Source organism: Microbulbifer sp. ARAS458-1, from assembly GCF_045348205.1.
Lineage (GTDB): Bacteria > Pseudomonadota > Gammaproteobacteria > Pseudomonadales > Cellvibrionaceae > Microbulbifer.
Genome location: NZ_CP155838.1, coordinates 1,025,686 through 1,040,335, shown reverse-complemented (window position 1 = coordinate 1,040,335; position 14,650 = coordinate 1,025,686). Strand labels below are relative to the sequence as shown.

Sequence of the window (14,650 nt, the reverse complement as noted above, 5' to 3'; positions counted from 1 at the left end):
AGTATTGGTTTGCTGGACACGCCGTGAACCCATCCCTGGGGGCTCTGCAAAAACATCCTGTTTTTGAAGGTCCAGCAAACCAATACCGGCATCAGAACCTTACCGACTCCGTAGCTATAGCCAATTTCAAGGAATCACCATGACCGAAAAAATGCTGTGCGAAATCGACAACGAAGGCGTTGCCACGGTTACTTTAAACCGCCCGGAAATCCACAACGCCTTCGACGACGACCTGATTCGCCAGCTGGGCGAAACCTTCGACAACCTCGCCCGCAGTGGTGGGGTGCGCGCGCTGGTTCTCGCGTCCAACGGCAAAAACTTCTCCGCCGGCGCCGACCTGAACTGGATGAAGCGCATGGCGGACTACAGCGAAGAACAAAACCGCCAGGACGCCGCCGCTCTCGCCGCCATGCTGCACAAGCTCGACCAGTTCCCCGCCCCCACCATCGCCCGCGTACAGGGTGCTGCGTTTGGCGGTGCGGTTGGCCTGGTTAGCTGCTGCGACATCGCCGTCGCCGCCGAGCGCGCCAGCTTCTGTCTGAGTGAAGTAAAAATCGGCCTGCTGCCAGCCACCATCAGCCCTTATGTCATCAACGCCATCGGCACTCGCCAGGCGCGCCGATACTTTGTGACGGCCGAGCGCTTTTCCGCAGAACGCGCAAAAGAAATCGGCCTGGTTTCCGAAGTCGTGCAGGAAGCCGAACTGGATCTGACGGTACAGAAGCTGGTGAACAGCATTACCGACAACGGCCCCAACGCCGTAACCATGGCCAAGCAACTGGCGATGTCCATGTCTAACCGTGTTGTTAATGACGAGCTGCAGGGGCAGACCAGCGCACTGATCGCTGCCGTTCGTGTGTCGCCGGAAGGACAGGAAGGGCTGAGTGCGTTTCTGGAGAAGCGCGCGCCTAGTTGGATGAATTCGAGCGAGGATTAAGCCTCGCAGGCTGGATCCCGGATCAAGTCCGGGATGACGATGCTCAAAGTGATACAGAAATTTCGTCATTCCGGACTTGATCCGGAATCCAGAACTTACGAAGTACAAATATTTCGACTGAAGGCAAAGTACTGGGGGCTGGTTTTTGAAAGCGTCGGCGACAGGGACGTCGCCGACGCAGCGTACAAGGATGTATTGAAGGGGGGCGCCTAGCCCGGTTTCAAAAACCAGCACCCAGTGCTTCGCCGCCACCGTAGAAGAACAGAGCACCAAACAGAGCCAGCTATGATTCGCAAACTGCTGATCGCCAACCGCGGCGAAATTGCCTGTCGTATTATCCGCACCGCGCGTCGCCTCGGCGTCGCCACCGTCGCGGTTTATTCCGACGCAGATGCCAACGCCCTGCACGTCCAGCAGGCCGACGAAGCCGTACACCTCGGCCCCGCCCCGGCCAAAGAATCCTACCTGGACATCGACAAAGTCCTCGCCGCCGCCAAACGCACCGGCGCCGACGCCATCCACCCCGGCTACGGATTCCTCTCCGAGAACGCCCACTTCTGCCGCGCCTGCGAAGAAGCCGGCATCATCTTTGTCGGCCCACCCGCCGCCGCCATCGACGCCATGGGCTCCAAATCCGCCGCCAAGCGGATCATGGAAGAAGCCAATGTACCCCTGGTGCCCGGCTACCACGGCCAAAACCAGGACCCCGGCATTCTCGAAGGCCACGCCAACCGCATCGGCTACCCGGTACTACTCAAAGCCGCCGCCGGTGGCGGTGGTAAAGGTATGCGCCGCGTAGACAACCCCGACGACTTCCACGCAGCACTGGACGCCGCCAAGCGCGAAGCGCGCAACGCCTTCAACGATGACATCATGTTGATCGAGCGCTACGTGGTGAATCCACGCCACGTGGAAATCCAGGTGTTCTGCGACAAACAGGGCAAAGGCGTATATCTGTTCGAACGCGACTGTTCGGTACAGCGCCGCCACCAGAAAGTGGTGGAAGAAGCCCCGGCGCCCGGCTTGTCCGCCGAGACCCGCAAGAAAATGGGCGAGGCCGCCCTGCGCGCCGCTCACGCCATCGGCTATGTGGGCGCCGGTACCGTCGAATTCCTGCTGGATGCCGGCGGCTCATTTTACTTCATGGAAATGAACACCCGCCTGCAGGTAGAGCACCCGGTAACCGAAATGATTACCGGCCAGGACCTGGTTGCCTGGCAGCTGTCTGTCGCCGCCGGCGAATCCCTGCCGCTGGCCCAGGACGACCTGCATATCGTCGGCCACGCATTTGAAGTGCGCATCTACGCGGAAGACCCGGACAACGATTTCCTGCCCGCCACCGGAAAACTGCTGCGCCACCAGCCTCCGGCGGAAACCCAATCGGTACGTGTGGATACCGGCGTGCAGACCGGCGACGAAATCAGTGTGCACTACGACCCGATGATTTCCAAACTCATCGTGCACGGTCGCAACCGCCGCGAGGCCCTGGCAAAAATGGATCGCGCCCTGCAGCAGTATCAGATTGCCGGGCTGCGCCACAATATTGAATTCCTGCGCAGAGTCATCAACCACACCGCCTTCGTGAATGGTCGCGTCAACACGCATTTTATCGAAGATCACGAACAGGAAATCCTCCAGCAGGAGCAACAGCTGCGCTCCCAGCAGTGTGCCGCCATTGCCGCCTTTCTGTTCCACAGCGAGGCGCGCGCGCAACACCGCTCCGCGCCAAAAGCCGACCCTTTCTCCCCCTGGCACAGCGGCAACAACTGGCGCAATGGCCTCACCGTTTGGCGCAGCAAAAAAATCGAAGTGCATGGCCGTGAGATTGAAATCCGTTTCTCCGGCAGCGAAGACAACCTGCGCTGGCAGTGCAGCGCCGCCGTGGACAATCAGAGCGGCACCGTCGCCGCTCTACACGGTCAGAATGTGGCAGTGCTCGACGGGCGCCGGGTGAACTATTCCAGCGTGGCTCATGACAGTGAGGGTACGGTATTTGTCAGTGGTGAGCAGGTGGACTTCAAGATCCTGCCACCAGACACCGGCGAAAGCGCCGATGCCGCCCACGGTCTGGAAGCGCCGATGAACGGCACCATCGTCACCCTGCTGGCGGAGCCCGGTGACAAGGTCAGCCGGGATCAGCCCCTGCTGGTGATGGAGGCCATGAAAATGGAACACACCCTGCGCGCGCCGGCAGACGGCACCGTCAACCAGTTCTTCTGCGCTGCTGGCGAACTGGTGGATGGCGGCAGCCTGTTGATCGATTTCAGCGCTGAAACCGCAAACGCTTAAGGAGTTGTTGAAACATGGCTCTTCCGGATCGCGTAAAAATTGTCGAAGTGGGCCCGCGGGATGGCCTGCAGAATGAGAAACAACCCATCTCCGTAGAGACCCGGGTGCAGCTCATCGACCTGCTGAGCGACAGCGGTCTCAAGGTGATCGAGGCGGGCAGTTTCGTCAGCCCGAAATGGGTGCCGCAGATGGCATCCAGCGAGGAAGTCCTTGCCGGTATCCGCCGCGAGCCCGGTATCACCTACAGCGCACTCACCCCCAATATGGTGGGCTACGAGCGCGCACGGGATGCAAAGGCGGACGAAGTCGCGGTGTTTGGCGCGGCGTCCGAGAGCTTCACCCGCAAGAACATCAACTGCTCCATCGAGGAAAGCCTGGAGCGCTTTCGCCCGCTGGCGGAGCAGGCGCGCATCGACGGCATTCCGGTGCGCGGCTATGTATCCTGTGTGCTCGGCTGCCCCTACGAGGGCGACATCAGGGCCGAAAAGGTGGCCGAGGTCAGCAAAGCGCTGCTGGATATGGGCTGCTACGAGATCAGCCTCGGCGACACCATCGGCGTCGGCACACCGGACAAAGCCCGCTATATGATCGAGACAGTAGCGCAGCAGGTGCCCATAGAAAAGCTCGCGGTGCACTTCCACGATACCTATGGCCAGGCCCTGGCAAACATCTACGCTGCACTGCAGGCCGGTGTGGCCGTGGTGGATTCCGCGGTGGCAGGCCTCGGAGGCTGCCCCTACGCCTGCGGCGCCTCCGGCAATGTGGCCAGCGAAGACGTCCTCTACATGCTGGATGGACTGGGGATTCGCACCGGTGTGGATCTCGCACGACTGGCCAAGGCGGGCAACTTTATTTCCCGCGCACTGGGTCGTGAAAGCGGCTCGAAAGTCGCACGCGCTATCGCCGGTGAACCCGGGGTCATCAAGGGGGACTGACATCTCTCAGGGTCGATCTTGATCACAAGGTCACCAGATTCATTGCGATCTGATACTATCGGGCGCTTCGATTCAAAGCGCCCGAATTTTGACCACATGAAAGCCCTACGTTTACTTCTTGTTACCCTCACCGCACTGCTGTTGCTGGCAGCGCTGATTGCCCCCGGCCTGATTGGCCCCAAAGTCGAGGAGGCAGTGCAACAGCAGCTTACCCTGCAGCCAAATATCGACCTCTCCGGCTACCAGCGCGGCTGGTTCGGCGCCGAGGCGCTGGCCCTGCTTAAAGGTAAGGACGGTGCCACCGAAACCATCAGCGAGATCCAGCACGGCCCGGTCCTGTTCACCCGCAGCGGCCTCAGAGTGGGCGCTCTATACGTGGAGACCCGCCTTACCGGCGAACAGCTGGAGCCGGTGTTACGCCACCAACTGGAGGCCTACTATGGTCCTATTGGTGCGAATGTGGACGACAGCCCGGTAGTGCTGGAAACCCTGGTCGCCGCCAACAACCGTGTCATCAACACCCTGTATCTTGAGCCAATTGACCGCGCCGTGGCGGACCAGCAGATCCTGTTCAAGGGTGGTGAGATCCGCTTTGTGACGGACTATCGGGGCAGGCAGCAGGACAGCCGTTTTGATCTTGGCGAATTCGTACGTATGGACGGCCACCGCGAGGCTTTGTATGTGCAATCTGCCCAGGGTGATTTTGCCCTGGCGCCCTCCGGCGCCGGCACCCTGCATGCCACCTTGCCACTGGTGCGCACCAATAACGACAACGGCCCCCTGGAACTGCGGGACGTGCAGCTGGAGTACGCCAGCGAACTGGTGGCACCGCGCACACTCAAGGTTCAGGCCGGAGTAAAGCTGCCGGAAATTCAGTCATCCACACCGGCCCGCAGCCTGACCCAGCAGATCAACCTGCCATCCATCAGCTACGACGACCTGCACCACTTCCTCTACAACCTGATGTTGACCCCTTCTCACCAGCGCAGCTGGCCCGTGGTCTTCCAACGCCCACTGCAAGCGCAGCAGCAGCTGGACATTCAGACCGCCAATGGCCCGATGCAGCTGCAGCTGGATGTCGACTGGAAGGGCATGCCACGCAGCCGCAACATTCCCGAGAAAAAACTGTCCTGGCTGGACAACCTGAACGGCAGCGCCAATATTTCCGCCGCAGAGCAGGCGCTGATGCAGTCACCTCTGATCATGCAGGCCAGCGCCCTGAAACAGTACGGATTTATGCAGGAGCAAGATGGCCAGCTGACCATGCACCTGCAGCTGGACCGAGGCAACCTGGAAGTGAACGGCCAGCTGTTGCCCGCGGACCTGTTTGTACTGGCATTGATGGGCGGTATCTGAAAGCGGCAGGTAAAAGAGCCAGAGAACAGACAAAAAAAGAGCGGCCAATTGGCCGCTCCAACGGTTTCTCTCACCGTTTATCGGTACTACTAAAATTGGTACTACTAGAATCGGTACATCAAAATTCTGTCACCGTACCGTCTCAGGGATAGGCCGGTCGGTTCTCCGACAAGGTCAACCAGCCGCGTATCACGCGATAGCACACCCACACCCAGCTGATTCCCCAGACCACGAAGCCCACCAGAATCCACACGGTTGCCCAGCCAATCACAAACCACAACAGGCTGTACCAGAAGGTGCGAATCTGCCAGCGGAAGTGTGACTCGGCAACGGTGCCACGCACATCCCCCATCTTCACATAGTTGATAATCACGCCAACAAAAAAGGGCACGGCGGTGAAGATACTGATTGCCTGGATCAGGTATACCAGGGTCGCGATGTCGCGCCCGGCGCGCTCGCGTTCGGATTGCTGTTCGGCGGGATACTGCTCGGACATGGTCGGGGTTCCAATCGATTATTCAGCGCTTAAGTGTAAGCGTTAATTCCATCACCGATAAACACACTGTCGTGTCCTTCCCGTTATTTATCGCACGCTGGCCGGCAAACGGGCTAGCGCAGCGCCCACTCAGTGTGCACATTTTTCTCCCGCCAGGCTTTCAACTGCTGAATGGAAGAGCGCATCAGCCCGAGAATTTCTGTGCGCTGGTGGCGACAGTATTCGCGCTCACTATCGATGGTCAGCCGCGACGACAACGCCTGCAGACGCGCGGCAATCACTTCCAGCCCGACACTTTCTGCCTCCGCGGCAATCGCCTGGGCCTGATGCTGTGCATCGAGCCAATGCCGGCCAGTGAGAGCGCTGGTAAAGGCCGTGATCTTCTTCGGCAGACTGGCCAGGCGATCACCCAACAGCTCAGCAAATGTCAGATGGCCCAGAGTATCCCGCTGGCGCTCCAGAGTACTTGCGTTCAACACCTTGCTGGCTCGAGACGGTTTGCCCGCCGGGGACTTGGGTTGGGTCTTCTGATCCACCCAACTCAACAGCTGTATCAACTGTGCATCCGACGGGTTGCAAGGGAGCACACCGGAAAGGCCGCGCCCGGCGAAGCGCTCGCGATCGTCCTTGCTGACGCTGTCCAGCATTCCAAAAATGAACAGGTTTTCATTGGAAAAATCACCACGCATCTTGCGCGCAGTCTCGACTCCGTCAATCAAGGGCAGGCGCACATCGATGAGCACCAGATCATACTTGGCCCTGAGTGCCGCCTCGGCACCATCGATACCATTGGTTTCCCGGCGTACCTTGTGGCCGCCGGCCTCGAGACGGGGGCGCAGGCTGGGGTGGCTGTCGTTCTCCACCAACAGGATATGCAGCGCACGCCGAGGCTCTTCAACCGCCACGGGAGGGGCGGCAATGGCCTCATGCCCGTCGGCGCTGCCCTGACCCGCGCGCTGGATTTCTTCTATGTTGCTGCGCAGCGTACGGCACTGCCCGAGTGCGGCGTCGGCCAGGTGGCGGGTCTCATCATCGCCGCCGCGGGACAGCAGGTTCATGGTGCTCACCAGGGTTTCCAGTGGCTTGCGCATCCGGTGCCCGGTGAGCGAGAGAAAGTCCCGATACTGTTCCTCTGCCTGCTCGGCAGCAATCCTGGTTTCTTCGAGCAGTTTGTCACGCTCCATCAGCTCGTGCATTCGGGTTTGCACCTGACGGAACAGCTTGCCATTTTCCGCCTGTAGATCGGACACTCGGGTACCCGCCGCATCCTGGGCGATTTGCAGCCGGGTGCGCAGGCGTATGTTCAGCAGCACCGTCACAACCAGTGCGACTACGACCAACAGGGTCCAGAAGAGAGGTACGTGGATCTCGAGCAGAAGCTCCTGCCCGGGAAAAGCGCAGGCAATGGCAGGAGTCAGCGTGGTAATCGCCACAGTAACACGGCCACCTGTTGCCCTTCGCTGGGCAGGTAGCCGACGGCTTACTCTAGAGCTGGCACCCACACAGGCGCCACTCGCCGCACGGCAGTAGATCATGGTCATATTCATCCTTGTAACCACTGAAGAATTCGGGTTATTCCAGCAACCCGGCCCATATCCCCTGTCCATTCGTCCCACCCTGCTGCTTTCAGCGGGCGGTCTTTTCAGGGGCCATTTCTCGTCGCATGGGCAGTACGGCGAGCGCTTCATGGTGTTGGTGTGGTGAACACGCGTTCAGTCACATTTCTGCGGCAACCAAGGCATCCTGCCCGGTACTCACTTTGCTGTACACCAAATCCGGTGCCGCATGACACTATTTTACGCCAGAATTTCAATATGCGACGTATTTCTCGCTGGGCGCATTTGAAGGCAGTAACCAAAGCAAGTCAACTACACAGCATTACAAGCCATTACGCCCGTTCCAGGTCAGTTGATGTCCGGTGGTATTCAGCGCCTTTGCAACGGGTCCCCCCGCGACTCCAGAGCCGTCGCAAAAAATCGAGATACATGCCGTAAGGGCGGCCAAGCACACCAGCGATCAGGGCAAATGTGACACAGGCGGTAGCTATCTCCCCCGCCGAGGCGCCCCCCAGTAGCATATTGGCGGTGTACAGCGGCAACTGGAAACTGAGAAACACGAACGTATCCACACCGTAATTGTGCAGGGCACTGCCGCGCCCGAAGCGCTCAACCACCCAGTTGCGGTAGAGGCTGAACGGCCGTGCGATGAGGGTATTGAACACCACCGCCAGCAACCGCACCTTCAGGTGCTCGCGCCAGCTCATCCCCGCCAATACCAGCTCGATGGGGATCGCAATAGCCCAGGAGAAGCTGTTCATGGCAAACACGTCGAGCAACCACTCGCTCCAGCGGGTACGGCGGTTGCGGCGCTGATTCAGGCGGGAGTTGGTGCACTGGGATGTCTCAACGGGAGTCTCATCCTCCAGTGCCATCACGGGCGGAGAGACGGGAATGGCTTCGGTAGCCTGAGACAGGGACTGGGGCGACATGACGAAACTGGACCTGAAATACAGTGGCTTTTGGCCACGGGGATGACGGCTATTGCACATTATTCAGCCACTTTTGATGGCCGAGCGCGATTATATCCACAGAAACCGTAATTTCCAGCCTTCTTATATTATATTTAGGTTAATTATCGCCAACTGCATCCTAATAATGCATATTGCACGAAACACTCATCACCCCCACACCTCTAAACTCTAGCGCCTACCTCACTACTGCTATCCTCACCGGCACCGGGACCTTACACTACTTACCTATGCAACTTTACGCATAGCTACTCCTCAAACCGTCGAGAACCCCAATGTCTCTGAGATTTGCCGTGCTCAGCCTGCTGGATATAGAGGCCGGCAGTGGCTACGACCTGAAACGCCGCTTCGAGCGCAGCGTCAATCATTTCTGGAGTGCCAGCCACCAGCAGATGTACCGAGAGCTCCACAAGCTGCACAACGAGGGGTTACTGGATTGCGTGGAAGAGCGACAGGATGGCCGCCCGGACAAGAAAATATACAGCCTGACCGATGCCGGGCGGGCTGCGTTGGAAGCCTGGATCACCCAGCCCGCCGCCGCACAGAAGATCCGCGACCCTTTCTTGATCCAGGTGTTTGCCGGCCACCACCTGTCCGCAGCGCAGATGCGTGCAGAACTCACCGACCACCTGAGTCAGCACCGGGACAAACTCGCCACTTACGAGGCCCAGAATGCCCGCTTCTACCGGCGCCCGGCAGACCAGCAGCAACGACTGTGGATTTCCCACCAGCCTTTATTGCTGGGCATAGAAACGGAGAAAACCTGGATCCGCTGGGCGGAAACGCTGTTGTCCCGCCTGGACGAGGAGATCGCCAATAGCGGCTCGGTGACTGACTAAGACTCCCCCGGATCAGGAGCGATACCGCAGAGGACGTGGTTCAACGGCATGCTGGAAGCATCGGACTCCACACCGCCAGGACAGGCAAGAATATTCCTGCTTCATTCGACGCTGTCGGGAAAATACACCTGAGGACTCAGAAGGCATCTTCGGGAATATGGCACACCACTTCGACATTGTGCCCATCCGGGTCCAGCACAGAGGCGCTAAAGTAGTTGTCGTGATATTCCGGGCGCAGGCCAGGAGCGCCGCTATCTCTGGCACCGGCCTCCAGAGCAGCATCGTAGAATGCCAGCACCGTGTCCCGATCTTCAGCACTGAACGCAAGACGCAGCGCGGGCGACGTGCTCGAGCCACCTTTGATTAACAACTGGGATTTACCACCCCAGCCAAATCCGGCCCAGTCGCCCATCTCCATTACCAGCTCGTACCCAAGGGGCGCCAGAGCGGCCTGATAAAACGCTTTACTGCGATCATAGTCGTGCACAATCAGACCAATATGGTCCAGCATGGTAGCCCCCAGGCGCGATCAATTCTCACTGAGAAAACTCAGTATAGATACGAGCGGGCAAGACCGCTGGCAGTGACCAGCGGAAACACACTATACGATTGAGAAGTACGCCAGAAAACCGTAGATGACTACGGCACTACCACAGAGAAACTGTCCCAGTATCAGTGCACGAATTGCGACGGTATAGCGGATACAACTGCCCTGAGAATACAGATCGCGGGTAAATACTCGTGCCGCTTCCGGCAATTGCGTTTCTACCGCACGCAGCCCCGGAACCGCCAGACTCAATAGCTGACGACTGCGCATATCCATCACCCAGAAAACGGCAGATACGATCACGACAAAGCCGCCAAGCAACACCAGGATCAGAGGGTGAAATCCTTTCTCCACAGCCGTGAAGACACCACCATCGGCAAACATGGAGAGAACCACAAAAAAATTGAATGCTTTTAAACGCTGCTCCGCGTTAAAACGATAATGGTCACACAGGTACTGCTGTTCGTTCACGAGTCGGACTCTGCAATAATTATTCGATGATCATGGAGACTGCTGGGCAAGTTTGCCGTGAACACCATTCACGGTTTTCACCGCCGCGGAACCGTACCAGGGGTGCAGTTCCATCACCAGGCGGCCAGCCTGAATCGCGGGGTCGGTTTCTGTCAACTTGCGCGCCTCTTCCACGGTATCCACATCGAAAATATAAATACCGCGCAGTTCACCACCATCCAGAAAGGGACCGGCGAGCACCAGTACACCTTCATCCGCCAATCGCTGAATATTTGCCATATGAGCACGCTGCAACTCCGCCGCAGATGCCTTATCCTGGTCGCGATTGGGGCCGGCTTTCAGTAGCGCCAACACATATTTGTGCATTCCATATTGATCGGCACCGAGTGCCTCGGCAAGTTGCGGATCGTAAATAGCGTTTTCACTTCCGGATTCCGCTACGCTGGCACAGGCCCAAAAAGTTAACCCGACCAACAGCAGGGTCGCCAGGCTCCACGATTTCAATGGCATTGAGAGTTCTCTCGCTTATTGTTGTTGAAGTAGAGGCCGTTGGATTTACGGCACGACCATCACATCGGTATTGCTGCGCCCCAGTATACGCTCGGCGGTATTCCCCAACAAAAACCCTTTCGGTCCTTTGCGTACACCGCGCCCGACCAGAATGGCCCTCGCCTTGTTCCGGTCAACAACCCGGTTCACCTCTGCGGCGGGCTTGCCTGTGACAAAGTGGGTTTTCGTGCAGTGCACACCACTGTCGGTGATCACCTTGTCCACCGCGTCGAGAAGCGCACCGGTTTGCTCACGAAACGCATCCAGGTCGACAATTTCATCCGGCGCCGGCACGCAGGCCACCGCTTCGAGATCCGCCCCCAACCGCTGGCTTATGGCCTCACCGAACGCAAGCACCCGCCGATTGAGCTCGATGTGCAGGGGGTTATCCAGTGCGGGGTCGAGGGCACTGACAATACGGTCGTGCTTCACCCAATGGGTACTGACCGCGAGCCAAAGAGGGGTGGGCAGGTTTTCAATCAGGCGCCAGTCAATAGACCCGAATCCGCCCCGGCCGAATTGCTTTTGAGCCGTCTTGATAACGAGGTCGCAATCGTTATCGGCCAGATAATCCAGGATCCACGAGGGAATATCGTGGTGCCAGACCACTTCTGCGCGAGAGCCTGCCGGTAACGCGTGTTTCTGTTGCATTTCCGCAAGCCATTTATGGCGAGCTTCCTGCATCTCGGCACTGACATTCAGGACCGCTCCCGATAAAAATGAAATGGACGCCAACGGCTCATAAACGAAACTCACCAGATGCAGCCGGGCTCCCGATTTTTCCGCGAGATCCAGCGCTCGCTGCAGCGCAATCTGTTCGTGCTTGGGCTTATCGAGAATAACGAGAATGTTCTGCATTGTGCCTCCGTCCGGGGGTTTCCTGACTCGCATGCATAGCATTCTAAACCACGTTGAAGTCAGCCTCTCGTTTCATTTCCGCGCCCACGGCGCACTGGACCGGGAAATCGGGTGACCTCTCCAGCAGATGACCCTGCACCGCGCAATCGGTCATTCACAATACATTCACTCTATTGCAATAAAAACGTCCTAGTCTCCCCGGCCGGTAAATCAACAAATAACGCTCAGGGCAATATAATTTAAGGACTTCCCCATGCGCCAAAACACACGTAAATTCCCACGATATTCCGGCGAGAAGACACTGCTCGCACTGGTAATCGGCCTCGCCGTCTCAGGCTCCGCCATGGCGCAGCAGAGTGCCGAAAGCATGGAAGAGGTCGAGGTCTACGGTGGCTCCCGCGCGGCACTGGCCAATGCCCTGGAGAAAAAGCGTGCTTCCGACAAGGCATCCAGTGTTGTCGACTCCGACGCCATGGGCAACTTTGCCGATACCAACGTCTCCGAATCCCTGCGCCGCCTGCCCGGTATCATGGTGGAAAACGACCAGGGTGAGGGGCGCTACGTATCGGTGCGCGGTATGAACACCGACCTGAACGCCATGACCATCAACGGTGTGAGTACCGCCTCTCCGGAAAACCGCCGTGGCGTGATGCTGGACGGGGTACCTTCGGACATGCTCGACTCCATGACCGTGTACAAAACCCTGACCCCGAACCTGGACGCGGACACCATCGGCGGTGCCATCGATCTGGAAACCATCAGCGCATTCAAGTACGACGGCTTCCACAGCAAGGTCAAAGCCGAGACCTCCTACAACGAGCTGACCAAAGACGGAAGCAACCCCAAGCTGGCCGTTACCGCCACTAACCGCTTCCGCCTGCAGGACGGCGAACTGGGTGTGGCCATGGTACTCAGCGACCAGACCCGTCACATCGTCGCGCGCAACAATGAAACCGGCGGCTGGGGCGACGAAGCCATCGATTCCGACTTTGAAATGCGCTACTACGACCTGGAGCGCGAGCGCCAGGGTGTGGTACTGAACTTCGATTACCAGGCAGATAGCGGCAACAGCTACTTCGCGCGCTTCTTCCACAACGAGTACACCGACACCGAAGACCGCGCCAAGTGGGAGACCCGCTCACTGGAAGACGATGCCACGGTAGAAGGCGATATCGCCACCTACCCGACCCAGCGCATGGATACCGAATCCCGCCCGCGTGTTGAAGTGCGCAACATCAGCTCCGCCCAGTTCGGCGGTGAATTCCAGCTGAGTGAGCGCAGCACGCTGAAGGCGGAAATTTTCGGTTCGCAAGCGGAGCAGGACGACACCGACAAGTGGAATGCCATCTACCGCAGCATCGAGCTCGATACGCCGATGACCTACGACAACAGCGACCCCAAAAAACCGGTGCTGAACTACGCCGATGAACTCTACGATCCACAAAACTACTTCCTCAAGGCACTGGAAAGCGAAACGGCGCTGAGCACCGACCGGGATTTCGGTCTGCGGGTGGATATGGACCTGGCCCTGAACGACGTTACCGAACTGCAATACGGCATCAAGTACCGCCAGCGGGACAAGGACAATGAGTTCAACTTCTGCGGCTACGAGCCCATTGATGATGTCACTCTGGCGGAACACGACAACCGTGTGATCGGGGATTACTTCGGCAACAATCACGGCCCCTCACCCACCTTTGACGGTGTGCGCGACCTGATCCCGACCCTGGGCAATGGCAGCTTCGCTCTGTCCGACGGCACCAGCTGCCGCGCCCCCGGCGAGCTCTATGAGCTGAGCGGCGACGAAGAAGAAGAATCCATCGCCGCAGACTGGTACGCGGAAGAAAATATTTTCGCCGGCTACCTGATGGCCACCACCACTACCGACTTCGCCACCTACGTCTACGGCCTGCGCTACGAAGACACCCGCGCGACCTACCGCGGCAAGCAGTTCGACGGCGATGCCTACGCAGGGGATGTTGCCTATGACAACGACTACGGCTTCCTCGCGCCCTCACTGAACGTGCAATTGCAACTGGCCGATGACCAGCTGTTGCGCCTCGGCGTATTCCGCTCCCTGGTACGCCCCGGCTTCGGTGAGGCCAGTGCCGGCGCCGAAATCGATCTGGAAGACAACGAGATCGAAGGCGGCAACCCCTACCTGGATCCGACCACCGCGTGGAACCTGGATGTCAGCTACGAGTACTACGTAGGTGAAGGTACTTTTATCGGCGCCGGTCTTTTCTACAAAGACATCAGCGATGCCATCGTCGAAGTCAGCGCAAGCGATGCGGAGTTACGCGGACAGGTATGGGATCGCATGGAAACCTACATCAATGCGGACGACAGCCGTATCTGGGGTGCGGAACTTGCGCTGCAGCACGCCTGGGACAATGGCCTGCTGGCGATGGTCAACTACACCTTTGCCGACGGCGAGACCGATCTGCCTGCGGATTCTGCCTATGGCGATCGCACCACACCCTACGTGAAACAGGCGCGCAATACCGCCAACCTGGCCTTCGGTTACGACAAGGGTGCCTGGGATATTCGCCTGGCCGCCAACTATCGCGACAAGTATCTGGATGAGCTCGGTGACAGCGCGCTGAACGACCGCTACACCAGCGATTTCATGCAGGTGGACCTGACCGCGAAGTACGAAGTCAATGACAACCTCACGGTGTCCGCAGCGGCGATGAACCTCAATGACCGTCCGGAGTTCTACTACTTCGGCAACGAGAGCCGCCTGTCACAGTACGATGAGTACGGCTCCACATACGAGCTGGGCTTCAGCTACACCTATTGATGGGATAGCAAACCAGACGAAAAACGCCGGGCAATGCCCGGCG

General features: G+C 58.6%; 13 protein-coding genes. 6 read left to right on the top strand and 7 right to left on the bottom strand.

Going from position 1 to position 14,650, the window contains the following annotated elements; translation table 11 throughout:
- The first annotated feature begins 139 nt into the window (after positions 1-139).
- From AAFH99_RS04285 to AAFH99_RS04270, 4 genes are all read left to right on the top strand, one after another.
- The gene (locus AAFH99_RS04285; RefSeq protein ID WP_043320140.1) at positions 140-937 is read left to right on the top strand and encodes an enoyl-CoA hydratase/isomerase family protein; all 798 of its coding nucleotides are present in this window, start codon (positions 140-142) and stop codon (positions 935-937) included.
- A 285-nt stretch (positions 938-1,222) separates the two neighbouring features.
- Positions 1,223-3,226 carry an acetyl/propionyl/methylcrotonyl-CoA carboxylase subunit alpha gene (locus AAFH99_RS04280; protein WP_043320139.1) on the top strand — a complete coding sequence of 668 codons (2,004 nt, stop codon included), beginning with the start codon at positions 1,223-1,225 and terminating at the stop codon, positions 3,224-3,226.
- Positions 3,227-3,240: 14 nt separating this feature from the next.
- Positions 3,241-4,161 (top strand): hydroxymethylglutaryl-CoA lyase, encoded by a 921-nt coding sequence (locus tag AAFH99_RS04275; RefSeq protein ID WP_406828756.1) that lies wholly within the window; start codon positions 3,241-3,243, stop codon positions 4,159-4,161.
- 96 nt (positions 4,162-4,257) lie between these two features.
- Positions 4,258-5,517: a DUF945 family protein gene (locus tag AAFH99_RS04270; RefSeq protein ID WP_406828755.1), complete on the top strand. Its 1,260-nt coding sequence runs from the start codon at positions 4,258-4,260 to the stop codon at positions 5,515-5,517.
- A gap of 142 nt (positions 5,518-5,659) precedes the next feature.
- On the opposite strand, the gene AAFH99_RS04265 is transcribed toward AAFH99_RS04270, so the two are convergent.
- The 3 genes from AAFH99_RS04265 to alaE all read right to left on the bottom strand — a co-directional run bounded on the left by AAFH99_RS04265 (position 5,660) and on the right by alaE (position 8,501).
- Positions 5,660-6,013 carry a membrane protein gene (locus AAFH99_RS04265; RefSeq protein ID WP_043320136.1) on the bottom strand — a complete coding sequence of 118 codons (354 nt, stop codon included), beginning with the start codon at positions 6,011-6,013 and terminating at the stop codon, positions 5,660-5,662.
- A gap of 113 nt (positions 6,014-6,126) precedes the next feature.
- Entirely contained in the window at positions 6,127-7,554 is a 1,428-nt protein-coding gene (locus AAFH99_RS04260; protein ID WP_406828754.1) for a hypothetical protein, read from the bottom strand.
- A gap of 347 nt (positions 7,555-7,901) precedes the next feature.
- Complete coding sequence (alaE, locus tag AAFH99_RS04255) at positions 7,902-8,501, bottom strand: L-alanine exporter AlaE (protein WP_081848155.1); 600 nt, start codon at positions 8,499-8,501, stop codon at positions 7,902-7,904.
- A gap of 314 nt (positions 8,502-8,815) precedes the next feature.
- Here alaE and AAFH99_RS04250 point away from each other — a divergent pair, with 314 nt between their 5' ends.
- Positions 8,816-9,379, top strand: a complete 564-nt coding sequence (locus AAFH99_RS04250; RefSeq protein ID WP_043320134.1) for a PadR family transcriptional regulator — start codon at positions 8,816-8,818, stop codon at positions 9,377-9,379.
- A 136-nt stretch (positions 9,380-9,515) separates the two neighbouring features.
- Here AAFH99_RS04250 and AAFH99_RS04245 read toward each other — a convergent pair whose 3' ends face one another.
- The 4 genes from AAFH99_RS04245 to AAFH99_RS04230 all read right to left on the bottom strand — a co-directional run bounded on the left by AAFH99_RS04245 (position 9,516) and on the right by AAFH99_RS04230 (position 11,804).
- A complete protein-coding gene (locus tag AAFH99_RS04245; protein ID WP_406828753.1) occupies positions 9,516-9,890 on the bottom strand; it encodes a VOC family protein in 375 nt (124 codons plus the stop codon).
- 90 nt (positions 9,891-9,980) lie between these two features.
- Positions 9,981-10,397, bottom strand: a complete 417-nt coding sequence (locus AAFH99_RS04240) for a hypothetical protein (protein WP_043320132.1) — start codon at positions 10,395-10,397, stop codon at positions 9,981-9,983.
- A 30-nt stretch (positions 10,398-10,427) separates the two neighbouring features.
- The gene (locus tag AAFH99_RS04235; RefSeq protein WP_406828752.1) at positions 10,428-10,907 is read right to left on the bottom strand and encodes a YciI family protein; all 480 of its coding nucleotides are present in this window, start codon (positions 10,905-10,907) and stop codon (positions 10,428-10,430) included.
- Positions 10,908-10,952: 45 nt separating this feature from the next.
- On the bottom strand, positions 10,953-11,804 hold the full coding sequence (locus tag AAFH99_RS04230) for a universal stress protein (protein ID WP_043320129.1): 852 nt from the start codon (positions 11,802-11,804) through the stop codon (positions 10,953-10,955).
- Between the two features lie 253 nt (positions 11,805-12,057).
- On the opposite strand from AAFH99_RS04230, the gene AAFH99_RS04225 reads away from it, so the two are divergent.
- Complete coding sequence (locus AAFH99_RS04225; protein WP_406828751.1) at positions 12,058-14,607, top strand: TonB-dependent receptor; 2,550 nt, start codon at positions 12,058-12,060, stop codon at positions 14,605-14,607.
- The last annotated feature ends 43 nt before the right edge of the window (positions 14,608-14,650 follow it).

Coding starts and splice junctions, on each gene's coding strand:
- AAFH99_RS04285 (WP_043320140.1), top strand. CDS start 140: ATGACCGAAAAAATGCTGTGCGAAATCGACAACGAAGGCGTTGCCACG.
- AAFH99_RS04280 (WP_043320139.1), top strand. CDS start 1,223: ATGATTCGCAAACTGCTGATCGCCAACCGCGGCGAAATTGCCTGTCGT.
- AAFH99_RS04275 (WP_406828756.1), top strand. CDS start 3,241: ATGGCTCTTCCGGATCGCGTAAAAATTGTCGAAGTGGGCCCGCGGGAT.
- AAFH99_RS04270 (WP_406828755.1), top strand. CDS start 4,258: ATGAAAGCCCTACGTTTACTTCTTGTTACCCTCACCGCACTGCTGTTG.
- AAFH99_RS04265 (WP_043320136.1), bottom strand. CDS start 6,013: ATGTCCGAGCAGTATCCCGCCGAACAGCAATCCGAACGCGAGCGCGCC.
- AAFH99_RS04260 (WP_406828754.1), bottom strand. CDS start 7,554: ATGACCATGATCTACTGCCGTGCGGCGAGTGGCGCCTGTGTGGGTGCC.
- alaE (WP_081848155.1), bottom strand. CDS start 8,501: ATGTCGCCCCAGTCCCTGTCTCAGGCTACCGAAGCCATTCCCGTCTCT.
- AAFH99_RS04250 (WP_043320134.1), top strand. CDS start 8,816: ATGTCTCTGAGATTTGCCGTGCTCAGCCTGCTGGATATAGAGGCCGGC.
- AAFH99_RS04245 (WP_406828753.1), bottom strand. CDS start 9,890: ATGCTGGACCATATTGGTCTGATTGTGCACGACTATGATCGCAGTAAA.
- AAFH99_RS04235 (WP_406828752.1), bottom strand. CDS start 10,907: ATGCCATTGAAATCGTGGAGCCTGGCGACCCTGCTGTTGGTCGGGTTA.
- AAFH99_RS04230 (WP_043320129.1), bottom strand. CDS start 11,804: ATGCAGAACATTCTCGTTATTCTCGATAAGCCCAAGCACGAACAGATT.
- AAFH99_RS04225 (WP_406828751.1), top strand. CDS start 12,058: ATGCGCCAAAACACACGTAAATTCCCACGATATTCCGGCGAGAAGACA.